The organism is Streptomyces sp. NPDC031274, from assembly GCF_055570235.1.
This window is the reverse complement of the sequence record NZ_JBVIHP010000016.1, coordinates 131,954-153,961: the sequence shown is the minus strand read 5'-3', so window position 1 is coordinate 153,961 and position 22,008 is coordinate 131,954. Positions and strand designations below refer to the sequence as shown.

21 protein-coding genes are annotated in these 22,008 nt (G+C 71.2%); 8 read left to right on the top strand and 13 right to left on the bottom strand.

All coding sequences use genetic code 11. From position 1 onward, the window contains the following. Positions 1-97 precede the first annotated feature (97 nt). A complete protein-coding gene (locus ACZ5CR_RS25120; RefSeq protein ID WP_389905531.1) occupies positions 98-448 on the top strand; it encodes a hypothetical protein in 351 nt (116 codons plus the stop codon). A gap of 84 nt (positions 449-532) precedes the next feature. Here the strand turns inward: ACZ5CR_RS25120 and ACZ5CR_RS25115 are convergent, their stop codons facing one another. After that, positions 533-1,315: an SGNH/GDSL hydrolase family protein gene (locus ACZ5CR_RS25115; RefSeq protein WP_468861090.1), complete on the bottom strand. Its 783-nt coding sequence runs from the start codon at positions 1,313-1,315 to the stop codon at positions 533-535. Positions 1,316-1,387: 72 nt separating this feature from the next. Between ACZ5CR_RS25115 and ACZ5CR_RS25110 the strand changes: the two genes are divergently transcribed. Beyond that, positions 1,388-1,555: a hypothetical protein gene (locus ACZ5CR_RS25110; protein WP_468861087.1), complete on the top strand. Its 168-nt coding sequence runs from the start codon at positions 1,388-1,390 to the stop codon at positions 1,553-1,555. On the opposite strand, the gene ACZ5CR_RS25105 is transcribed toward ACZ5CR_RS25110, so the two are convergent. After that, positions 1,515-2,456, bottom strand: coding sequence for an alpha/beta fold hydrolase (locus tag ACZ5CR_RS25105; RefSeq protein WP_468861085.1), 942 nt, complete (start codon positions 2,454-2,456; stop codon positions 1,515-1,517). The two genes, ACZ5CR_RS25110 and ACZ5CR_RS25105, sit on opposite strands and share 41 nt — an antisense overlap. A 71-nt stretch (positions 2,457-2,527) precedes the next feature. Between ACZ5CR_RS25105 and ACZ5CR_RS25100 the strand changes: the two genes are divergently transcribed. Together ACZ5CR_RS25100 and ACZ5CR_RS25095 are read left to right on the top strand one after the other, a co-directional pair. After that, complete coding sequence (locus ACZ5CR_RS25100; protein ID WP_468861083.1) at positions 2,528-3,541, top strand: GlxA family transcriptional regulator; 1,014 nt, start codon at positions 2,528-2,530, stop codon at positions 3,539-3,541. 204 nt (positions 3,542-3,745) lie between these two features. Continuing rightward, positions 3,746-4,381: a hypothetical protein gene (locus ACZ5CR_RS25095; protein WP_468861080.1), complete on the top strand. Its 636-nt coding sequence runs from the start codon at positions 3,746-3,748 to the stop codon at positions 4,379-4,381. Between the two features lie 18 nt (positions 4,382-4,399). Here ACZ5CR_RS25095 and ACZ5CR_RS25090 read toward each other — a convergent pair whose 3' ends face one another. Then, positions 4,400-7,582: a carboxyl transferase domain-containing protein gene (locus tag ACZ5CR_RS25090; protein ID WP_468861078.1), complete on the bottom strand. Its 3,183-nt coding sequence runs from the start codon at positions 7,580-7,582 to the stop codon at positions 4,400-4,402. 70 nt (positions 7,583-7,652) lie between these two features. Here ACZ5CR_RS25090 and ACZ5CR_RS25085 point away from each other — a divergent pair, with 70 nt between their 5' ends. Continuing rightward, entirely contained in the window at positions 7,653-8,279 is a 627-nt protein-coding gene (locus tag ACZ5CR_RS25085; RefSeq protein ID WP_468861075.1) for a TetR/AcrR family transcriptional regulator, read from the top strand. Between the two features lie 33 nt (positions 8,280-8,312). Here ACZ5CR_RS25085 and ACZ5CR_RS25080 read toward each other — a convergent pair whose 3' ends face one another. The 7 genes from ACZ5CR_RS25080 to ACZ5CR_RS25050 form a co-directional block, all read right to left on the bottom strand. Further along, positions 8,313-9,002 carry an HAD family hydrolase gene (locus ACZ5CR_RS25080; RefSeq protein ID WP_468861073.1) on the bottom strand — a complete coding sequence of 230 codons (690 nt, stop codon included), beginning with the start codon at positions 9,000-9,002 and terminating at the stop codon, positions 8,313-8,315. A 26-nt stretch (positions 9,003-9,028) separates the two neighbouring features. Beyond that, complete coding sequence (locus ACZ5CR_RS25075) at positions 9,029-9,511, bottom strand: Lrp/AsnC family transcriptional regulator (protein ID WP_468861070.1); 483 nt, start codon at positions 9,509-9,511, stop codon at positions 9,029-9,031. A gap of 67 nt (positions 9,512-9,578) precedes the next feature. Beyond that, a complete protein-coding gene (locus ACZ5CR_RS25070; RefSeq protein WP_468861067.1) occupies positions 9,579-10,775 on the bottom strand; it encodes a MalY/PatB family protein in 1,197 nt (398 codons plus the stop codon). A 3-nt stretch (positions 10,776-10,778) separates the two neighbouring features. Continuing rightward, positions 10,779-12,404, bottom strand: coding sequence for a maltose/glucose-specific PTS transporter subunit IIBC (malX, locus tag ACZ5CR_RS25065; protein WP_468861065.1), 1,626 nt, complete (start codon positions 12,402-12,404; stop codon positions 10,779-10,781). 245 nt (positions 12,405-12,649) lie between these two features. Then, entirely contained in the window at positions 12,650-13,522 is an 873-nt protein-coding gene (locus ACZ5CR_RS25060) for an ABC transporter permease (RefSeq protein ID WP_468861063.1), read from the bottom strand. After that, positions 13,519-15,036 (bottom strand): DUF1349 domain-containing protein, encoded by a 1,518-nt coding sequence (locus tag ACZ5CR_RS25055; RefSeq protein ID WP_468861061.1) that lies wholly within the window; start codon positions 15,034-15,036, stop codon positions 13,519-13,521. The genes ACZ5CR_RS25060 and ACZ5CR_RS25055 overlap by 4 nt, the downstream gene beginning before the upstream one ends. Then, complete coding sequence (locus ACZ5CR_RS25050) at positions 15,033-16,016, bottom strand: ABC transporter ATP-binding protein (RefSeq protein ID WP_468861059.1); 984 nt, start codon at positions 16,014-16,016, stop codon at positions 15,033-15,035. The genes ACZ5CR_RS25055 and ACZ5CR_RS25050 overlap by 4 nt, the downstream gene beginning before the upstream one ends. A gap of 111 nt (positions 16,017-16,127) precedes the next feature. Here ACZ5CR_RS25050 and ACZ5CR_RS25045 point away from each other — a divergent pair, with 111 nt between their 5' ends. Then, a complete protein-coding gene (locus tag ACZ5CR_RS25045) occupies positions 16,128-17,618 on the top strand; it encodes a sensor histidine kinase (RefSeq protein ID WP_468861057.1) in 1,491 nt (496 codons plus the stop codon). Beyond that, positions 17,615-18,316: a response regulator gene (locus tag ACZ5CR_RS25040; protein ID WP_468861054.1), complete on the top strand. Its 702-nt coding sequence runs from the start codon at positions 17,615-17,617 to the stop codon at positions 18,314-18,316. Before ACZ5CR_RS25045 ends, ACZ5CR_RS25040 begins: the two co-directional genes overlap by 4 nt. On the opposite strand, the gene ACZ5CR_RS25035 is transcribed toward ACZ5CR_RS25040, so the two are convergent. Continuing rightward, positions 18,291-19,244, bottom strand: a complete 954-nt coding sequence (locus ACZ5CR_RS25035; protein WP_468861052.1) for an alpha/beta fold hydrolase — start codon at positions 19,242-19,244, stop codon at positions 18,291-18,293. The two genes, ACZ5CR_RS25040 and ACZ5CR_RS25035, sit on opposite strands and share 26 nt — an antisense overlap. An 89-nt stretch (positions 19,245-19,333) precedes the next feature. Here ACZ5CR_RS25035 and ACZ5CR_RS25030 point away from each other — a divergent pair, with 89 nt between their 5' ends. Then, a complete protein-coding gene (locus tag ACZ5CR_RS25030; RefSeq protein ID WP_468861050.1) occupies positions 19,334-19,924 on the top strand; it encodes a TetR/AcrR family transcriptional regulator in 591 nt (196 codons plus the stop codon). Positions 19,925-20,035: 111 nt separating this feature from the next. On the opposite strand, the gene ACZ5CR_RS25025 is transcribed toward ACZ5CR_RS25030, so the two are convergent. Further along, positions 20,036-21,379, bottom strand: coding sequence for an aldehyde dehydrogenase family protein (locus ACZ5CR_RS25025; protein ID WP_468861047.1), 1,344 nt, complete (start codon positions 21,377-21,379; stop codon positions 20,036-20,038). Between the two features lie 54 nt (positions 21,380-21,433). After that, positions 21,434-22,003: a TetR/AcrR family transcriptional regulator gene (locus tag ACZ5CR_RS25020; RefSeq protein ID WP_468861045.1), complete on the bottom strand. Its 570-nt coding sequence runs from the start codon at positions 22,001-22,003 to the stop codon at positions 21,434-21,436. Positions 22,004-22,008: the final 5 nt, after the last annotated feature.

Here is a 22,008-nt window from a genome sequence, read left to right as displayed (position 1 = left end):
CGCGGCCGCTCCCCGCACCGGGCGGGAGCCGGTCGCGACACGAGCAGCCCAGGGCGCCACAACTGGTCGTGATCCGCGTACGTCTAGGCTTCACGGCATGGAGCAGCGCGAGATCATCCAAAGAGTCGTCGGCATCCTGACCGAGGCGATCGAGATGCGCCGACAGGTACGGGAGAACCCGGAAGGCGAGGTCGAACCCAGCGGCGCGGTGGGCACGATGCTCGAGGAGATGCTGCCGCGCATCGAGATCCCCGCCGATGCCACCCCCATCGAGGTCGCCGAGGTGGTGGGCCGGGAACTGAGCCCCGTCATCGAACAGATCACCTCGGCCTTCGCCTTTTCCTTCGCGCAACTCGCCGAAGCCCACGACGAGGGGCGCACCGATGTGACGTCGGCGGACGTGCTGCAGTCCATCGCGCTGCACTTCGAGGACGAGGTGGAGGAGTAGGACGAGGCGGAGGGGCAGGGCGAGGGCGGAGGAGCAGGGCGGGTACGCGGAGCGCTGCGACGCGCTCACGTGCGCGGGACGCGTCTACATGCGCGGGTCGTCCTCGTACGGCAGCAGATCGGGCCGCTTGGCCGGGAGACCGTCCCCGGAGGAGCGGCCCGTGAGGCGGCGGCCGATCCACGGGACGAGATGCTGGCGCGCGAAGCGGACGTCGCCGACGCGGCGCGCCGTCCAGTTCGGCGGGGCGGCGGCCGGGAGCAGGGAGTTCCAGTCGTCCTCGGGGGCGTAACCGAGCGATTGCCACACCGCTTCCGCGACCCTGCGATGACCCTCGGGCGTCAGGTGCAGCCGGTCCACGTCCCACATGCGCTGGTCGCCGAGCACGGCTGATCCGTACAGGTCCACGACCGTGGCGCCGTGCCGTGCCGCCAACTCGTCGATGTGGACGAAGAGTTCTTCCATGCGGGGGCGGAACCGCTGGAACACGGGGCCGTTCCGGCCAGGGCTGTGCATCAGGACCAGCTGCTTGCACGCGGGGGCGAGCCGTTCCACCGCTTCCTCGAGGAGGTCGCGTACGCGGACCATGTCGCACTTGGGGCGCAGCGTGTCGTTGAGGCCGCCCACCAGGGTGATCACATCGGGCTGCATGGCGGCGGCGACGTCCACCTGCTCGGCCACGATCTGCGCGATGAGTTTCCCGCGCACCGCGAGGTTCGCGTACCGGAAACCGGGGGACACGGCAGCCATTCGGGCGGCCAGCAGATCGGCCCAGCCGCGGTAGCTGCCGTCGGGCAGCAGGTCCGACATGCCCTCGGTGAAGGAGTCGCCGACGGCGACGAGACTGGTGTAGTTGGCATTCATCTGCATGGCGGGAGCGATCGTACATGGAGCTTCGGCCCTTCGCCGTGGCGGATACGACCACGGTCGCGGCCCGCGCGGGTGGTCGCCGCGTGGCAGCGGGACGGGGGTGTGCGGGGGCAGGTGCTGGTCGAGGGGGAGTGGCTGCGCGCCTACGGGGAGGTGTGGTGCGGCGAGGAGGAGGCCGAGGCGGAACTACTCGCCCGGATCATCGGACCGGGGCCCTACGCCGTGAAGAAGTCGCCGTGAAGAAGTCGATGAGCGCGCGGGCGATCCGGCCGGGCGCGTTCTCCGTGGGGATGTGCCCCGCGTCCGGGATGCGCAGGAGCGTGGTCCGCGGCATCTGAGAGGCGAACCGCTCGGCGTACTCCACCTTCTCGAAGTCGTCCTCCTCGCCCCAGATCAGCAGCTTGGGCGCCGTGGACCGCCGCAGCGCGGGAACGAGATCAAGGGTGTAGCGGCTGTCGGCCGCGCCCGCCATGGCCATCCAGGAGCGCCGGACCCGCGCATCGGTCCACGGATCCAGATACTCCGCGATCCGCTGCTCGGTCGCGGCACCGCACAGCGCCGCCGTCACCGCCTGACGGCGCGCGTCGAGAACGTCGTCGACGGTGGTCCCCGCGACGGCCCCCGTACCCCGGAACCGGGCCACGTGGGGCGCGGGCCAGGAGTCGTAGGTGACCGAGTTGACCAAGGCGAGGCGGGACACATCAAGGCCCTCGTGGACGAGGAGGTGCTGGGCGACGGCGCCGCCGATGTCATGGCCCGCCACGGAAAGGGGCCCGGAGATCTTCAGGGCGGACGCGAACCGCGCCACCCAGTCCGCGAGGGCCGGAACCGTGGCCGTCTGAGGGGTGAGCTCCCCTCCCGAGCGCCCGAGGCCGGGGAGATCGACCGCGATGGGCCGAAGGCCCGCTTCGGCGATGCGGCCGAGGACCGGGAGCCAGACCCGGCTCCAGTACGTTCCGTGCAGCAACAGGACGGTCGGGCGGTCCTGCTCGGCGGTCTCAGCGGTCTCAACGGTCTCTGCGGTCTCGGTGCTCTCGGCGGTCGCAGCGGCCTCGGCGGCCTCCACGGTCAGATAGCTGGCCGTCTCGCCGTCGACCTGGACCGTGGTCCTCAGCACTTCCCTCTCGGTGGTCTCACTCATAGGACCACTGTCGCCGGGGTCGGCCTCCCCGGCCGAGAGTCCAGAAAGACATGGAGGGGTACTTTTCTGCCATGAACCTCCATCGGGTGGTGGCCCTGCTCAATCAGCCCCAGTCGCCCTTCGAGCTCGCCTGCGCCGCCGAGGTCTTCGGCACCGTCCCGCCGGACGTGCCTGCCCACTACAGCTTCCGTATCTGCGCCGAGCACCCCGGACCCCTGCGGACCACCATCGGGTACGAGATGCTCGTCGGCGCGGGTCTTGCGGCTCTGCGGGAGGCGGACACCGTGGTCGTCCCCGGCTGGCAGCCGATCGGCGCGCCCGTGTCACCCGATGTCACCGCGGCACTGCGGGCCGCCCACCGGCGCGGGGCGAGGATCGTCGCCCTCTGCACGGGGGCGTTCGTCCTGGCTCAGGCCGGACTGCTCGACGGCCGCCGCGCCACTACCCACTGGCGCAGCATCGCCCGATTCGCCGCCGCCTTTCCCGAGGTGCGGGTGGACCAGGACGTGCTCTTCGTGGACCACGGCGACGTGGCGACCAGCGCCGGAACCGGCGCGGGCATCGACCTGTGCCTGCACCTCGTACGTTCCGACCACGGCGCGGCATACGCGGCCCGGATCGCCCGGAACATGGTGCTGCCGCCGCACCGGGAGGGCAGCCAGCTCCAGTACGCCGCACGGCAGGCAGAGGCCGCACCGGTCAGGGCGGACGAGTCATTGGCGCCACTGCTGGAGTGGGCCACCGCCCGCCTCGACGCCCCGCTCACCCTCGGGGACCTGGCCGAACACGTGGGACTCTCCGGGCGGACCCTCGCCCGGCGGTTCACCGAACAGCTCGGCACCAGCCCGGGGCAGTGGCTTCTCGGTCGGCGCCTCGACGCGGCGCGGGCCTTGCTCGAGCAGACCGACCTGCCGGTCGAAGCCGTCGCCACCCGGGTCGGACTCGCCTCGGCGGTCAACCTGCGCCGCCGTTTCCGGGCGCATCTGGGCACCACACCCGGCGCCTACCGACGGGCCTTCGGCGAGACGGCGCAGAGATCCAGTAGCCGGTCGGGCCATGGTGTGGAACGGTGGAAAACGTACTAAAAGCCACTCGTGGCGAACCTGGCGAGAGGGGAAGCGCATGTCATCGAAGCGACGCCGCAAGAAGAAGGCACGCCGCAAGCACCCGGCCAACCACGGGAGCCGACCCCAGTCCTGACGGCCGACCCGTCGCCGCCCTCGCAACCGGTTTCTGTGTGATCTCGTCAACAGCCTTGCCACCTGGGCTGACGGGTGAACAATGGTGCAATGTTGGAGTTGTTGCGAGAAGTCGGCGTGGAGCTGCCGGGCGGCGCGGGACTGTTGAAGTTCGGGATGACACCCGGCGAGATCCTGGAACTGCTGCCGCCCGACGAAGTCACGCACCACCGGCAGTGCATGGGACTGACCCTGGGCCAGTACGCGGAGCTTCGGCACGCGCACGACGCCTGGCTCGGCGGCCTCCTCTACGAACCGGACTGGAGCTTCGGCGTCGAGCTCGGCGGAGTCGTCCTGGGATTCGGCGGTGGCGGCCCAGGGGCCACGGACCGGCTGGCCCGCGTGGAGATCCAGGCGCGGGCCCAGGCGGACGGCCAGGACGGCAAGGGCGGCCAGGGCGGTCCGGAGTCGACTCCGGTGGCCTGGGACGACATCGATCTGTTCGGTTACCCCGCTGCCGAGATCGTGGCCGTACTGCCCGGACTCGCCGCTGCCGCCGACGGCCCGCCGCCGGCCGATATGGCGGTCGACGAGCTGGGCCTGCGCCTCTCGCGGGCAAGGCCCACGGTGGAGCACTGGGAGCGGGTGACCCTCTTCGGGCCCGGATTCGGCAGCTGGGGCGCCTGTTGCGCGGGCGGACTCGTCTGCGCCGAGCAGGGGGACGGCCTCGTGGGGATCATGTACTGACGGGCTGCCCGAGGGTGGTTACGGCTGCTTCGGCCCGCACGCCCCCTCCAACGCCGCAAGGATCCAGCTCCTGGACTCGGCGGGGTCGATGACCGCGTCGATCTCGAGCGCGGCCGCGGCGTTCACCGCCTTGCCGTGCTCGTACAACTCGGCGACGCGGGCATCGAAGACCCGCTGCCGCTCCTCGGGATCGGCGAGCGCGGCGAGCTCCTTGCGGTAGCCCAGACGGACCGCGCCTTCGAGCCCCATCCCGCCGAACTCGCCGCTCGGCCACGCCGCCGTGGCCACGGGCGCCCGGGTGGAGCCGCCCATCATGGCCATCGCGCCGAGCCCGTACGCCTTGCGCAGCACCAGGCTCACCAGAGGGACGCGGAGCTGGGCGCCGGTCACGAAGAGCCGGGAGAAGTGCCGTACGGTCGCGGTGCGTTCGGCGTCGGGGCCGACCATGAAGCCCGGTGTGTCGCAGAGCGAGACGACAGGAAGCCCGAACGCGTCACACAGCCGCAGGAAGCGCTCCGCCTTGTCCGCCGCGTCGCGGTCGATCGCCCCGCCCAGGTGCCCGGGGTTGTTGGCGAGCAGCCCCATCGGCCGGCCCTCGACGCGTACGAGAGCCGTGATGATCCCGACGCCGAAGCCGCGGCGCAGTTCCAGGACCGAATCAGTGTCGGCGACGCCCTCGATCGCGGCCCGCACGTCATAGGCGCGGCGCCGGTTCTCCGGAACCGCGTGCCGCAGCAGCCGCGCGTCCGGCGCCTCCCAACTCCCTCCGGGCCCTTGCTCGTACGAGAAGTAGGCGAGGTACTTCCTCGCCACCCGCACCGCCTCCGCCTCGTCGGCCACGGTGATGTCCACGACGCCGTTCGGCACCTGGACGGACAGGGGGCCGACCTCTTCGGGGCGGTGGACGCCGAGACCGCCGCCCTCGATCATCGCGGGGCCGCCCATCCCGATGCTCGCCTCCGGCGTCGCGATCACCACGTCGCAGCAGCCGAGCAGGGCGGCGTTACCCGCGAAGCACCGTCCCGAGGCGACGCCCACCAGCGGTACTTGGCCGCTCAGGCGCCCCATCTGATGGAACGTCGGCACGTCGAGCCCGGCGACGGACGTCGTGTCGGTGTCCCCGGGGCGTCCGCCGCCGCCCTCCGCGAAAAGCACCACGGGCAGGCGCCGTTCCTCGGCGAGGTGGAGCATCCGGTCCGTCTTGCGGTGGTTCTGCAGGCCCTGGGTTCCGGCGAGCACGGTGTAGTCGTACGACATCGCCACGCACCGCACTCCGTCGATCCGCCCCGTGCCGGTGACCATGCCGTCGGCGGGTGTCGATGCGATCAGGTCGTCGAGGGAGCGGCGGCGGCGCTGGGCGGCGATCGCGAGCGCGCCGAATTCCGTGAACGTGCCGTCGTCGCACAGGTCCTGGATGTTCTCGCGTGCCGTGCGGCGTCCGATGCGATGGCGCTTGGCGACGGCGTCCGGGCGGTGCGCGTCCAGGCCGATCGCGTGCCGGGCCAGAGCCTCGGCCAGGTCGGGGCGGACGGCGTCCGGGTCGGCGGCTTCCTCGGCGCGTGCGGTGGCCGCCTCGCCCGCGGCCGACGCGTCCACCGTCACCAAGGGGTGGCCCTCCGCCGTGGTGTCGCCCACGCGCGCGTGCAGGGCGGTCACGGTGCCGGAGGCGTCCGCGCGCAGGACGTGCTCCATCTTCATCGCTTCGAGCACCAGCAACTGCTGCCCTGCCGCCACCTGTTCGCCCACCGCCACGTCGACACTGACGACCGTCCCCGCCATGGGGGCGGCGACCGCCGCGATGGCGCCCGAGAGCACCCGCTGAGCTTCATCGGGCAGCAGCTCGGCGATGTGCTCGGCGACGAAGCCCGTGTGCGCGCCGCCTGCCGTGAAGCCCGGATGCGAGAGCAGGGCGCGGAGCAGCGGAATTCCGGTGCGTACGCCCTCGACGGCGAAGTCCGCGAGCGCGCGCGACGCCCGTTCGCAGACCGCGGCGAAGTCCCCGTTCGGGGCGTGCGTGATGACTTTCGCGAGCAGCGAGTCGTAACGCGCGCCGATCCCGGCGCCGTTGCGTGCCGCCGTGTCCACGCGCACACCCGGGCCCGTCGGCACGTCGAAGCGGGTGAGTGTGCCCGTGGAGGGGATCGCGCTGCCGTCGGGTGCCAGGGACTCGGCGTTGACGCGCGCCTGGAGTGCGTAGCCGCGTGGCTGTGGCGGAGGGCCCGCGAGCCCGAGAGAGGCGAGCGAATCGCCCAAGGCCAGGCGGAGTTGGGTCACGACCAGATCGACGCCCGTCACCTGCTCCGTGACCGTGTGCTCGACCTGGAGGCGCGGGTTGGCCTCGATGAAGTGGAACTCCTCGCCCAGAAGCAGGAACTCGAAGGTGCCGAGACCGGTGTAGCCGCACTCGCGGGCCAGTCCGAGAGCCGCGGACACGAGCTTCTCCCGTACCGCCGACGGGAGTCCGGGTGCCGGGGCGATCTCGACGAGCTTCTGGTGACGCCGCTGGGCGCTGCAGTCGCGCTCCCAGAGGTGGGTGATCTCGCCGGTCGAGTCGCCCAGGATCTGGACCTCGATGTGGCGGGCGCCGGTCAGCAGCTCCTCCACGTACAACTCCGCGCGCCCGAAACCCTGCAGAGCCTCCGAGCGGCAGCGCTCCCAGGCGTCCGCGAGATCGTCCGGGTGCCGTACGGCCCGTATGCCGCGTCCGCCGCCACCACCGATGGCCTTCACCATCACCGCACCCGAGGGGCCGAGCCCGGCCAGGAACTCGGCCGCTCCGGCCAGACTGGTGGGCCCCTGTGTGCCCGCAAGGACGGGCACGCCCGAGCGCACGGCGAGCGCCCGCGCGCGTGCCTTGTCGCCGAACAGGCCGAGTACCTCGGGGGAGGGCCCCACGAACCGAAGACCGGCCTCCGCACACCGCGCCGCGAAATCAGCGTCCTCGCTCAGGAACCCGTAACCGGGGTGCACCAGTTCGCACCCGGAGCGCTTGGCCGCGGCGAGCACCGCGTCCGCGTCAAGGTAGGCGGCCGGTCCGGTGCCTCCCAATGCCTGCGCCTCATCGGCCAGTTGAACGTGCCGCGCGGCGGCATCGTCCCGCGCGTACACGGCGACGGTGCGCAGTCCGGCCTCCGCGGCGGCCTGCATCACGCGGACGGCGATCTCCCCGCGGTTGGCGACGAGCACGGCGGCAGAACCCATGAAGCCCTCCTGAGGTGTCTGGCGCCGCCATGCTCATTGACATTGGCGTCAACGTCAATAAGCTCGCCGCGTGGCACGACATCAAAGGGCCTGGGCGACCCGCACGGCCCGCGACCGGAGCGACGCACCGGCCCGTGGGCGGCTCCTGGACGCCGCCGAGGCCGTGTTCGCGCGGCGCGGCTACGGCGCGACGACCATCGCCGACATCACGGCGGAGGCGGAGGTCTCGCGGGCGGGCTTCTATGTGTACTTCGCGGCCAAGGAGGAGATCTTCCGCGTCCTCGCGGCGCGCGTACGGGACGCGTTCCTCGCGGCACAGGACGTGCCGGGCGTCGACCGGGACGACGCCCGCGAGGTCGTGGCGGCGTCGACCGCCGCGTTCATCGCCGCGTACGCCCGACACCTGCCGCTGCTGAGGCTGTTGGAGCAGCAGGCGCAGACCGACGACGACGTGCGTGCCCTGTGGGAGGAGACCCAGGTGCGCCCGGTCCACCGGTCGGCCCGCTACATCCGGCGGCTCGCGGCCGAGGGCAGGGCGCGGCCGGTCGCCGATCCGCTGGCCGTGGCCCGCGCGGTCGGCGGCATGAGCATCCAGTTCGCCAAGCTCACCGCGGCCGACCCCCAGACGTACGACGCGGCTGTGCGCGATGTGACCGCGATGTTCCTGCACCTGCTCGGGGTCGACCCCGCCTGCTGAGGGCTGAAGAGCGTGGCCGCGTCGGACGGCTGCTCACGGTCGCGACACCGACGCCAGGTAGTCCCACGCCGCCCGCGCCGTGAACTCGGCCTGCCCGCCCCGCAGCAGCAGATCGGCGGACGCGAACGCGGGTGCGTCCGCGTGGGCGGTGACGTACGGGATCGCGACGCAGCGCATGCCGGCCGCGTGCGCCGCCGTCGCGCCCGGGGCGGCGTCCTCAAGGACCACGCAGTCGGCCGGGTCCGCGCCGATGAGCGCGGCCGCGGCGAGGAAGATGTCGGGCGCGGGCTTGCCCCGCGCGACCTCGTCGGCCGAGACGACCGTGGTCAGGAGCGTGTCGAGGCCGGTGCCCGAGAGGATCGCGTCGATGGCCGCGCGCGAGGACCCGGAGGCCACCGCCATCGGCACCCCTGCCCCGTGCAGCTGCTCCACGAGCTTGCGCATCTCGGGGAAGACGTGGGTGTCGGCGCGGGCGAGCACGAGATAGCGCCGGTCGAGTTCGGCGAGCAGTTCGGCCACCGGTACGCCGATGCCGTACCGGTCCCGCCACGTGGCGAGGGTCTCCTGGGTTCCGATGCCGACGTACTGCTCGTTGTCGGCCCAGGTGTACTCGACGCCGTGCTCGGCGAGCAGCTCGCGCGAAGCCTCGTAGTAATTCGGCTCGCTGTCCACGAGTGTGCCGTCGAGGTCGAAGATGACCGAGGTCCTGCCGAAGGTGCTCATGCACTCCAGCATGCCAAAGCCGCAGATCACCGCTGCGCGGCGGAGGCCCGGCCGATCGACTCGACGAGCGGCAGGAGCCGGTGCGGGACGCGCTCGCGCAGAGCCATCTCCGTCCGGGTGCGGACCACGCCCGGCATCTGGATCAGCTGCTGGACCACGTCTTCCAGATGGCCGTTGTCCCGGGCGACGACGCGGGTCAGGAGGTCGCCGCCACCGGTGATCGAGAAGGCCTCGATGATCTCCGGTACGGCGGCGAGCGCGTCGCCCACCTCGTCCAGATGCCCCTGAGTGACCTCGATGTGCACGAAGGCGAGCACCGGGTGCCCGAGCGCGGCAGCCGAGAGGGACGGCCCCGTCCCGGTGATCACCCCGTCCCGCTCCAGACGGTCGAGCCGGGCCTGGAGGGTGCCACGGGCGACACCGAGCACACGCGCGTACTCACGGACGCTGGTGCGGGGCTGCTCAAGGAGGAGACGCAGGATACGGGTGTCGAGTTCGTCGACGGCCATGGTGCGGGGGCTCCCGGGGACGAGGGGTGAACCTCGCGACTGTACCAACGGAACAGTCCGGGAAGCTTCAGGTGGACCGGTGGATCGCCCGTACGGCCTCGATCAGTGCCGTGACTCCCTGTTCGGCCTTGGTGCGTGGGCAGCCCACGTTCAGGCGCAGGTGGCCGGGGGAGCCGTATGCCGTGCCGGGCATGATGGCCACCTTTCGCGTCTCGATCAGCTCGCGCTGCAGCGCCTCGTCGTCCACTCCCAGGGGGCGTACGTCGATCCAGGCGAGGTAGCCCGCCTGCGGTGGGGTCCAGCGCAGGGTCGGGAAGGCCGTGTTCAGGCGGTCGGCGACGAGTTGGAGGTTGCCGCGCAGGTAGGTGCCCAGGGACTCCAGCCATGGGGCTCCCTCCCGGTAGGCCGCGATGTGGCCGACCAGTGAGAGCACCGCCGGGGACGAGAGGCCGTCGGCCTCCTTGAGGTGACGCAGGTACGCGTCGCGTGTCCCGGGGTCGCCGATGATGCCGTAACTGCCGGTGAGGGCAGGGATGTTGAAGGACTTCGACGCCGATGTGACGATCGCCCAGCGCTCGCCGCGGGCGCCGTGCAGGGCCCATGGACGGTGCACGTACGGCGGGTGCGCCAGGTCCGAGTGGATCTCGTCGCTGATCACCGCGACGCCGTACCGCCCGCACAGCTCCGCGACGCGGTCAAGATCGGCCTCCGTCCACACGTGGCCCGTGGGGTTGTGGGGTGAGCACAGGAGCAGGACCGACGTGTCCGGCAGCGCGAGCAGCCGTTCCAGTTCGGCCCAGTCGCCGAGCGGGCAGCCGAGCAGCCGTCGGCCTTGAGCGGCGACGGTCTTGGGGAAGGCGTCGTACGCCGGTGTGTGGACGACGACGCCGTCGCCGGGTCGCGACCAGAGGCGCAGGAGCTGGGCGATCTGGTAGATCACGGACGGGCCGTAGACGATCGACTCCGGGGCCACCTCCGTCGCGTGGCGAGTGCCGTACCAGTCGACGATCGCGGAGAGGAAGTCGTCCTGGCGCCAGCGGGAGTAGCCGAGCACGCCGTGGTCCAGGCGGCCGCGCAGCGCGGAAAGGACCTCGGGCGCCGTCTCGAAGTCCATGTCCGAGATGGTGAAGGGCAGCAGGTCCGGGACGCCGAAGCGGTCCTCCACGTAGTCCCACTGCGTGCACCAGGTGCCGTGCCGGTCGACGGGTGTGTCGAAGTCGTAGGAGACGTGGTGCTCGTCGGACCCGTAGGAGGGAGTGTGCACCGCTCAGCCCACCCCGACCAGCGACGCGATCGCGTCCTTCACCGACTGAACCTGCGGGCCGATGATGACCTGAACGTTGTGCGCGTCGAGCTTGATGACGCCGACCGCGCCGAGCTTCTTCAGGCGGGGCTCGTCGACCTTCTCGGCGTCCTCGACCGTCATACGCAGGCGGGTGATGCAGTTGTCCAGACTCTGGATGTTCTCGGCGCCGCCGATCGCGGCCAGGATCGCCACGGCGTCGTACTTCCCGGCGATCAGCTCACGCGGAGCCTCGTCCGTGCCGTCCGGGCCGGTCTTCCCGGTCTTCTCAGCGTCGTCCTCAGCGTCCTCCTCGTCCTCCGCGGGCTCGTCGCGTCCCGGCGTCTTGAGGTCGAAGCGGACGATGGCCCAGCGGAAGAGGAAGTAGTAGGCCGCGAACCACACCGCCGCGATGACGGGGATCAGATACCACTTCGTGGTCGTGCCCTGGAGGACGCCGAAGACCAGCCAGTCGATGACGTTGCCGTCGGTGTTGCCGATGAACACCCCGAGGACGGCCGCCGTGAGGAATCCGAGGCCGACCAGGACGGCGTGGATCAGGTACAGCCACGGTGCGATGAACAGGAACAGGAACTCGAGCGGTTCGGTGATGCCGCCGACGACGCACGCGACGACGCCGGAGACCAGGAGCGCCTTGATCTCGGGGCGCATCTTCTTGTTCGCGCAGTGGTACATCGCCAGGGCCGCGCCCGGCAGGCCGCCGAGGTAGACCGCCATCTTGCCCTGGGACAGGAAGTGGGTGGCGTTGGTGACCGCGTCGCCGGGCGGGTTCGAGCAGTTGAGCTGCGCGTAGAACAGGTTGAGGGCGCCGGAGAGGTGGTCGCCGCACACCGCGCCCGAGCCGCCGACGTCGGTGAAACGGAACATGGCCACGAGGATGTGGTGCAGGCCGATCGGGCGCAGGAGCACCTCGCCCATGCCGAAGAAGAACGGGCCGAAGACACCCGCGTGACCGATCGCGCGCCCGAGGTCCGTGATCCAGCCGTTGAACGTCGGCCACACCAGCGGAATCAGCAGACCGAGCAGGCTGAGCGTGAGCGTGGAGATGATCGGAACGAACCGCAGACCGCCGAAGAAGGCGAGTGCGTCCGGCATCCGCTGAGCACGAAAGCGCTGGTGGAGCACGCTGACAACGATGCCAACAGCGACGGCGCCGAGCAGTCCCGTATCGATGGACTGGATGCCGATGACGTCGGCGATGCCGTAGTGGGCGATGACCTTCTCGTCCTCGAGGTCCACGCCCTTGGCGGTGAGGTAGAAGTTCACCGCGAGGTTCATCGCGGCGAAGCCGACGAAACCGGAGAACGCCGCGACGCCCTTGTCCTCGCGGGCCAGACCCAGCGGGATGGCTATCGCGAACATCACGGGGAGGAACTTGAAGGCGACGAGGCCGGTGCTCGCCATCCACGTGAAGACGAGGTGGAAGCCCTGGCCTTGGAGGAAGGTCAGGTTGTCGGTGACGGCGTCGCTGGAGAGCGACGAGCCGATGCCCAGCATGATGCCGCAGAACGCGAGCAGAGCCACCGGGAGCATGAACGTCTTGCCGAGGCCCTGGAGGAATTCCCAGAGCGCGGACTTGGTCTTCTTCATGTGTGCGGGTCTTTCGGGCCTGTGCGGAGATGTGCAGGTGCGATGACCGGCCCCACAGGCGCGCGGGCCTGGACGGTGGCCGGTCACATGCTGCACGCGAGGATCGCCTGCTGATCAGCGTGGAAGGCCCACCGATCCACGCCGAAGGTCGATCGATCCGCCCGGACGGATGAGATCACAGCAGCTCGGGCGCTGTCCATGGGGTACGAGAGACCGGGGCCACCGCCCCCGGGTGCGCCGCCGTCTCAGGCGTCCCGCATCCGCAGCACCGATCCACCCGCGACGAGCGCCGCGCCCGCGTACATCGCGAGCACCCCGATCCCCGCCCACGGCCCGATCGGCAGCTGATCCAGATCGACGGTCGCCTGAATCGCGAGCCCGGCCGTCGCGGGGGCCGCCCGCAGGGCGTACTCCTGCCAGTCGGGGTCGGCGAGCAGACCCGCGAGCAGCGGGAAGGCGTAGAACAGGCCGAGGACCGAGGTGACGGCGGTCGCCGTGTCGCGCAGCGCCGCGGCGGCGCCGAGGCCGATCAGGGCGGCCAGCGTGAGGTAGAGGACCGTGCCGACGGCCGCGCGCAGGGTCGGCCCCTCGGTGAGCCCCGGCGTCACGAAGCCGTCGGCGGAGAGCAGCACGCGCCCCGCGAGGAGCGAGCCGAGCACCCCGACGGCACTGGCCGCCGCCGTCAGCGTGCACAGCACCAGGGCCTTGGCGGCGAGCAGCCGCATCCGGCCCGGCTCCGTCGTCAGCGTCGCACGGATGGTGCCCGTGCCGTACTCGCCGCTCATCGTGAGCACCGCGAGGACGACGACCGCGCCCTGACCGAGCCAGACCCCCGTGAGGCTGAGCTTCACGGTGTCCTCATGGCAGTCGGCAGGCACCGGGCAGTCCCCGGCGGTCAGCGACGCGGCGGTGGCCGCGCCCGCGAGCACGGTCAGGGCCACCACGGCGAACAGGAGCCACCAAGTGCTGTGCAGCGTACGGAGTTTGGTCCACTCGGCATGCACCGTGCCGAGCGCGCGGCCGTCGCGCGCACGGACATCGAGGCCGCCGTTCCGCGCACGGACATCGAGGCCGTCCCGCGCACGGACACGGAGGATGTCGCGCACGAGGCTCTTCACGCGTCCTTCTTACGGATGCGCCACACCGCGACGCCGAGCACCACGACGGCGTAGGCGGCCAGTGTCGCCAAGCCGGTCCATGGGCCCTGCGGATAGCAGCCGTCCTCGGGGAGGCACAGGCTCGCCACCTGGTCGTAGCGTGGCGTCGTCTCCTGGATCGCGAAACCCGCGACGGGCGTGAGGCGTTGCAGCCACTGCGAGAGACCGAGCGGCAGCACGCCGACCAGGATCAGGGGCAGGACGATCACGACGACGACGGTGGTGATCGCCGCCGCGGTGTTGCGCAGCAGCGACCCGAGCGCCATGGCGAGTACGGCGATCAGGGCGAGCAGAGCCGCCGTGCCGAGGACCGCACGCAGAGCGGGACCGTCGGTCAAGCTGATCTCGGGGAATCGAGGCGGCTTGTGACCGTTGTCCCGCAGTACGGGCATGCTGAGCAGGAACGAGGCGAGGGACGCGACGAGCCCGGCGGCGAAGGCGGCCGCGCCGACCACCACTGCCTTGGCGACCAGGACCCGGCCGCGCCGCGGACTGGCCGCGAACGTGGTGCGGATCATGCCGCGCCGGTACTCGGCGGTGATGAACAGGACGCCGAGCGCGGCGATCAGGACGAGTCCGAGCTGCGAGCCGTTCAGGGCGGTCGCGACGAGATCGGGCTGCATGGGGGCGCCCGGCGCGATGTCGCCGGAGCCGGTGAGCGTGAACGTGCCGCTGGAACGGCTGAGTTCACCCTGGTCACCGTTGGCCTGACCGATGTCGGTGCGCTGCCAGTCGCCTCCGCTCGCCGCGCCCTCGACCGTCACCTCGTCGAAGCGCGCGGTCGAGCGCGACGGATCGTCGCTGACCGACACATTGCCGAACTCCCGCTTCATGGACTGGGCGTTGGGCGACGCCACGAAGAGCCCGGCCGGAACCGCGCCCGTCGATTTGTCGAGTTCGGCGGCGCCGATCTTCCGCCAGTCGCGGCCGTCGGTCGACGTGTACGCCGTGATCGTGGCACCCGCCCGGGTCAGCCGCAGCCAGTGCGGCTTGTCCGCGGACGCCGCGCCGCCCGCGACGTCGTGGGTGAAGTCGTTCTGGAACCGCACCCCGTGCCCGGGGGTGACCATCAGGGCCGCGTAGTCGGAGCCGCTCTCGGTGTTCTCTTTGACGAGCACTCCGGCCTTGGCCCACTCGGGCGCCCGACCTGGGCTCACGCCGGTGGGTCCCGTCACCCGTGCCGTGATGCTGCCGTCGGCGGGGAGCGTGCGGTGTACGAAGGTGAAGTCGTCGCGGACGTGTCTGCCGGGGCCGTCGGACGCGGACGAGCCGCCGCCGCCCTCGATGTCGACTCCCGAACTCGACGCGGAGAAAAGGGAGATGAGCACGGTGACCAGGACCGCGGCAAGCAGGGTGAGGCCCCAGCGGCGTACGGTGCGCAGCTTGGTCCACTCGGCACGAAGGAGCTGCGGGAAGCCGTCGCGGCCGACCACGAGCGTGCCCGGGCGGCGAGGAGGCGTCTCGGTGGCGGTCATCGCGTGCCCTCCTCGACCGGGTCGACCGGTTCGACCGGGTGCTCTGCGGCGAACTCCACGTCGTTCCTCGTCAGTTCCATGTACGCCTCTTCGAGCGTGGCCCGGTGCGCGGCGACCCCGGAGAAGGCGACGTCGGCGCCACCGAGCAGTCGCACGACTTGTTCCGCCGCGAGACGGGAGACGGTGAGCGTGTCGCGTCCGGTGGCCGCGACACTCGCACCGGCGCCCGAGAGGACGGTCATCGCCGTCGTCCGTTCGGCTGTCCGCACCTCGACGCGGTCGCCGGACGCGGCGGCGAGGAGCTCTCGTACGCTCGTGTCGGCGATGACGCGTCCGCGGCCGACCACCACCAAGTGGTCGGCGGTGTCCTCCAGTTCACTCATCAGATGGCTGGAGACGAGCACGGCGCGGCCCTCGGCCGCCAGGGACTTCAGGAAGCCGCGGATCCACCGGATCCCTTCGGGGTCGAGCCCGTTGACGGGCTCGTCGAAGAGCAGCACCGGCGGATCACCGAGCAGCGCCGCCGCGATGCCGAGGCGCTGGCGCATGCCGAGCGAGTACCCGCCCGCCCTGCGCCGCGCGGCCTGCCCGAGTCCGACGAGGTCGAGGACTTCGTCGACGCGCCGCACCGGAAGCCGGTGCGAGTGCGCCATCCACAGGAGGTGGTCGCGCCCTCGGCGACTGGGATGCACGGCGGCCGCGTCGAGCAGCGACCCCACTTCGAGCAGGGGCGTACGCAACGCCCGGTAGGGACGGCCGCCGATGAGGGCGGTGCCCTCGTCCGCGGAGTCCAGGCCGAGGACGATGCGCATGGTGGTCGACTTGCCCGCGCCGTTGGGGCCGACGAACCCCGTGACCTGTCCCGGCGCGACGGTGAAGGAGAGGCCGTCCACCGCGGTGACCGACCCGAACCGCTTGCGCAGTCCGCGCACTTCGATGGTCGCTTCGCCGCCGTCGGTTGTTGCTGTGATGCCATCCATGGGAAGTGAGGTTAGAGACGCCGTGCCCGCGGGTCGTCACGCGGTGGAGCCGTCTTCGTATCCCTCACGTGAGGGACTCCGGCAGGCTCAGGGGCGGTGACAATGACACGTGTGAGGGCGAAGACTTCAAGAGCGGGTGTTGCGCGGGGTGCGGTGCGCGGTCGCCTCGCGCGCCGCCCGGAGACCCCGGTGGTGGCCGCGGCGCTCCTGGCGCTCGGCGCGGTGAGCGAGGTGGTGCTGCGCACGGACGGCGATGTTCCGCTGCCGCTCGCCCTGTCACTCGCGCTGGGAACGACGCTGCCGGTCGCGGTGCTCGCGGGCGGCGACTTCGCGTCGGCGTCGACGCCGGCATCTGCATCGGTATCGTCCGTGGGGCCGGTCAGCGTGCGGCCGGTCGGCGTGCGGCCGAGCAGCCTGCGGCCGAGTGGCGTGCGGTGGGGCGGGGCGCGGTGGGGCGGTGTGCATCGGGGCCGCGTGCGATTGAGCAGCGCGCGGTGGAGCAGCGAGCGGTGGAGCGCCTCGCGCCGGAGCCGTTCCGTCGGGCAGGCGTCCTGGCTCCCGAACCCGGCTGACCGGACGCACTCCTGCGCCTCCGCCTCCCCGGGCCCCTCCCGCGGCGTTCTCGCCGCTGCGGCCCTACTCGCGGGGGTGGCGGGCATGCTCTCCCTCGCGCCGTTCCACGTGCTGACGGGCGCCGGCCTTTGCGCGCTGCTCGTCTCGCTCCATCAGGCGGGGCGCCGGGGCCTGAAACAGCTGGCGGCCATTCTTCCCTTGCCGTTCATCGCGTACGCGGCCACCGCGTCCACGGGTGCCGGGGCGGGGGACCGCTCCCTCACCGTCCTCACCGCGGTGGGTGCCGCCGTCGCGGCCGGTACCGGTCTCGCGCGCAGCGCGCGGGACACCGCCCGCGTGAACAGCGCGGCCGAGCAGGCCATCGCGGACACTCTCCTGGAGCACGCCGCCCGCGGTGAACGGGCCAGGATCGCACGGGAGTTGCACGACGTAGTCGCCCACCACATATCCATGATCGCGGTGCAGGCGGAGACCGCCCGTCTCACCACTCCCGGTCTGCCCTCAGTCGGCGCCGAACGCTTCCTGGCCATCGGCGACACCGCCCGCACGGCACTCACCGAGATGCGCAGACTGCTCGGCGTGCTGCGCGAGGACGCGGGCGACGCCGCGCCGGACCGCCGCCCCCAACCGGGGCTCGAACAGCTCGGCGAGCTCGTCGACGAGGCCCGCGACGCGTCGGCCGCCACCGTCCGCCTCATCGTCGAGGGTCCGGTACGACCGCTGGATCCGGGCCTCGAACTCACCGCGTACCGCATCGTGCAGGAGGCCCTGACCAACACCCGGCGTCACGCGCCGGGCGCCGCCGTGGACGTGGAACTCCACTACACCCACGAGACGTTGCGCCTCCGGGTGCGTGACAACGGCCCAAGTCCGCACACCCCGGCGGACCTTGACGAAGGGCACGGCCTTGTCGGCATGCGGGAGCGTGCCGCCATGGTCGGAGGCGAGTTGCGCGCGGGCCCCGCGCGGCGCGGCGGATTCCTCATCGAGGCGAGTTTTCCGGCACCGGTGAGGGAGCATGCCGCATGAGCACCCCCAGTGGCCCTCCCACATCCTCTCCGCTGCGCCTCGTCATCGCCGACGACCACGAAGTCGTACGCGTCGGATACGCCGGACTCCTCGCCACCCAGCCCGACTTCACGGTCGTCGGCACGGCCGCCGACGGGGCACAGGCGGTCGAACTCTGCCGGGAACTGCTGCCCGACCTGGTCCTGATGGACGTACGCATGCCGGTGATGGACGGCATCGAGGCGACGGGACACCTCGCGGGGACCGGCACGCGCGTGCTCATCCTCACCACCTTCGACCTGGACGAGCACGTGTACGACGCGCTGAGCGCGGGCGCCGCCGGGTTCCTGCTCAAGGACGTCACGGCGGAGCGCCTCTTCGACGCGGTGCGTGTGGTGGCCGCGGGGGAGGGGCTGCTCGCTCCTACCGTGACCCGCCGTCTCATCGCGGAGTTCGCCCGTCTCAGGCCCGGACCGCCCGCGGGACCCGCGGCCCGCCTCGACGCGCTCACACCCCGCGAGACCGAGGTGCTCCGGCTGATGGCGGAGGGCCTTTCCAACCCTGAGATCGCCGGACGGCTGCACGTCAGCGAGGAGACCGTGAAGACCCACGTGAGCCGGGTGCTCGGCAAACTCGGGCTGCGGGACCGCACCCAGGCGGTGGTGGCGGCGTACGAGTCGGGGCTCGTGGTGCCTACTCGGCACGCTCGTGATCGATGAACGCGGTCAACACGTCCACCGTTGCGTCGGGCTGCTCGTCGGGAATGAAGTGTCCGGCCTGTGGGATGCGGACGCCGGTCGCGTTCTCTGCCCACGGGCTGAGGGAGGCGGCCATGTCGGGGATCGAGCCATGGGAGCTGGAGATTCCCAGGACCGGGACGGTCAGGTGCCCCCGTTCGAGAGCTTCATGATTCTTACGCGCTGATTCCGCGGCGTCGCGGTAGTAGGCGAGAGACGCCGAAAGACCTCCCTCGGCCGCGATGGCGGCGGCGTAATGGTCGATCTCGGCGCCGTCGAAGGTGTTCGGGGAGAGAGCTTTGACCTTCAAGAACCAGCCGACGTAGTCACGCTCGCGGCCGGTGAGCAGAGTCTCGGGCAGTTCGGGCACCAGATGGAAGGCGAAGTGCCAGGTCTTCCAGGCCCGGTCGGGATCCGTCGGGACGGAGTCCGGGAGAGTGATTCCGGGAATGCCGGCGTCGAGCAGAGCGACACCGTGCAGGCGCTCTTCGTACTTCAGGGCCAGCGAGAAGGCGACCCAGGCCCCGATGTCGTGGGCGACGAGCCAGTACTTCGGCACGTTGAGCGCGGTCAGCGCCGCCTGGACACGCGAAGCGACGGTGTGCGTGTCGTAGCCCCCTTGAGGGCGGTCGGAGTGGCCCTGCCCCGGCAGGTCGATCGCGATCACGCGGAATCGCTCGGCAAGGCCCGGCATCACCTTTCGCCAAGCCCACCAGGTCTGCGGGAATCCGGCGAGCAGGACGACGGTGGGTCCGGTCGGCCGACCGCCTTCCACGGCGTGAAGGCGGATTCCTTCCGCGTCGACCCAGCGGTGAGTGAAACCCGCGAGGTCGTACAGCGGCAACCCGGGGACCGGGTTCTGGTCGCAGGAGCGGTTCGGGGCTATGGGGGCTATGGCGTCGTCGGTCATGTCTTGAGCCTACTGCATCTTGGACTGATCAGTTCAAGATAGGATGGGCAGGGCCGCAACGGTTGGTCCAAGAACGAGGTGCATGTGTGATGGCCGGGAAGAAGCAGTTCGACATGGGCATCGCGCTCGACGCGGCGATGGTCCAGTTCTGGCGGGCCGGATACGCCGACACGTCTCTCGACGACCTCTCCAGGGCGACCGGATTGAACCGCAGCTCCATCTACTCCTCGTTCGGCGACAAGGACTCGCTCTTCCTGCGCTGTCTCGACCGCTACGCCGCGCGGTACGGAGACAGGTACGACCAGGCGCTTTCACGTGCGTCCGAGGAACCGCTCCAGGCGGTACGGGCGTTCTTCGAGGTCACCCTGCAGCGCATCGCCGACCCTGGCGTACCTGATGGATGCCTGATCGCCCAGACCGCGATGGCGGCACCGGCACTCAGCCCCGCCATCGCCGCACGCGCGACCGAAGCTCTGGGCTTTCAGCGTGCGCGGCTGCTGACCGCCTTGAACGCCGCGCGGTTGGCCGAAGGCGATGCCGACGACTTCGCGGTTCACCTGACGGCGGTCAACCAGTCGCTGGCCGTGATGAGCAGGTCCCGGGCGAGCCAGAAGCAGCTCCGCACGGTCATCGACATCAGCATGAGCGCGCTCTCGCACGCCTTGCGTGCCCGGAGCTAGCCTCGCCGTCTCGCCCGGGCACGGCGGCGGTGGGGGCGCCGCGACGGGGCGGACCGGCGTCGCCGACAGCGGTCTGCGGAAATGTGGGCGCGCCGCCCCCGCCCTTGACCGTCAGCCCAGCGGCACGTCGAGCCGGGCCTTGCGGTGGCTGAACGTGGCGATGGAGTGCGGCCCGTGGTAGTTGCCGACGCCGCTCTCGCCGACTCCGCCGAACGGCAGCTCCGGGACGCGGAGATGAGCCATCGGAAGGCCGAAACCGAGGCCGCCCGAGGACGTCTCCGCGGCCAGGCGCTGCCGCGTCGTCTCGTTCTCGGTGAAGCCGTAGAGGGCGAGCGGCTTGTCGCGGTCGTTGATGAAGGCGATGGCCTCGTCGAGTCCTTCGACGTTCACGATCGGCAGTACGGGACCGAAGATCTCCTCCCGCATCACCGGCTCGTCGGGCTTCACGTCGGTGAGCACGGTCGGCGCGATGTACACGTCGTCCCGGTCGCTCTGCCCGCCGAACGCCGTCGTCCCGGAGCCGAGGAGGGCGGACACCCGGTCGAAGTGCCTTTCATTGACGATGCGTCCGTACGTCTCCGAGGACCTGGGGTCCGCGCCGAACACCCGCTCAACGGCCGTGCGCAGCTCCTTGGCGAGCGCGGGGGCGGTCTCCGGGTCGGTGAGTACGTAGTCGGGGGCGACGCACGTCTGGCCCGCGTTGCGGAACTTGGCCTCGGCCAGGCGCGTGGCCACGGCGGCCACATCGACGTCCCGGTCCACGAACACCGGGGACTTTCCGCCGAGTTCGAGGGTGACCGGGGTGAGGTGCTCGGCGGCGGCGCGCATCACGATGCGGCCGACGGCGCCGTTGCCGGTGTAGAAGATGTGGTCGTACCGCTGGGCGAGCAGCGCGGTGGTCTCCGGCACGCCGCCCTCGACGACGGCGACGGCGTCCGTGTCCAGGTACTCAGGGATGAGCCGGGCGATCAGCGCCGAGGTGGCCGGGGTGATCTCGCTGGGCTTGAGGACCACGGTGTTGCCCGCGGCGAGCGCGCCCACGAGGGGGACGAGCAGCAGCTGCACGGGGTAGTTCCACGGCGCGATGATCAGGACGGTGCCGAGCGGTTCGACTTGCGTACCGGCGGTCGACCCCTCGGGCAGCCCCGCAAGTGCGCCGGGCGCGAGCGGCTGGGGGCTCAGCCACTCCTCCAGATGGGCCAGCGTGTGGTCGATCTCCCGTACGGGGAAGTCGACTTCGGCGGTGTACGCCTCGGAGTGCGGCTTGCGCAGGTCGGTGTACAGGGCGTCCGCGATGTCCTCACGGTGCTCCGTGAACAGGGAGCGCAGCTGGGTGAGCTGCTGCTCGCGCCAGGCCAGGGGCCGGGTGCGGCCGGTGGCGAAGGAGGCACGGAGCTTGGCGACGAGCGCCTCGGGGTCGAGCGCTTCGGACGCGGACGCTTCGGGGTGGTGCATGAGGGGTCTCCTCGGGAGAGCTGTACGTGGGGAGTGGGGGGAAGGGGAGGTCGGTCAGCCGGTCGTCGTCGTGGTCACCGGCGAGCCGAGAAGGCCGGTCAGGAGCGCGTCCGTGGCGGGGGCGAAGAGGCGGCGGCCGTCGGACATGGACTCCAGGCCGATGACCAGGGCTATGCAGGCGTCGGCGGCCTCGGCCGGCTCCACCGCGGCCGGGGTCCCCGCCTCGGTGAACAGCTCGATGAGCAGCCCCCGCAGCGAACCGGTGAAGCCGTGGCAGATGTCGCCGAAGAGGCGCGCCTTCGCGTCGAGGAGTTCGGCGGAGTGCGGAGAGTCCCCGACAAGGCGCAGGACCAGGTCGAGCTTGGCGTCCAGGACGCCCCGGATGCGCTCGGCGCTCGACGTGTCATCGGCCGCCGCCTTCCGGGCCCGCGCGAGCGCCTGCGCGTGCAGGCGTTCGGCGAGCTTGCGGAAGGCGTCGTCCTTGTTGCGTACGTACTGGTAGACCGCTGACCGGGACACGCCCATCGTGGAGGCGATGTCGTCCATCGTCGTGCGCCGTACGCCATACCGTGTGAGGGAGTCGTAGGTGGCGTCGAGGACCTCGTCGAGCCGGTCGGCACCCATGAGGG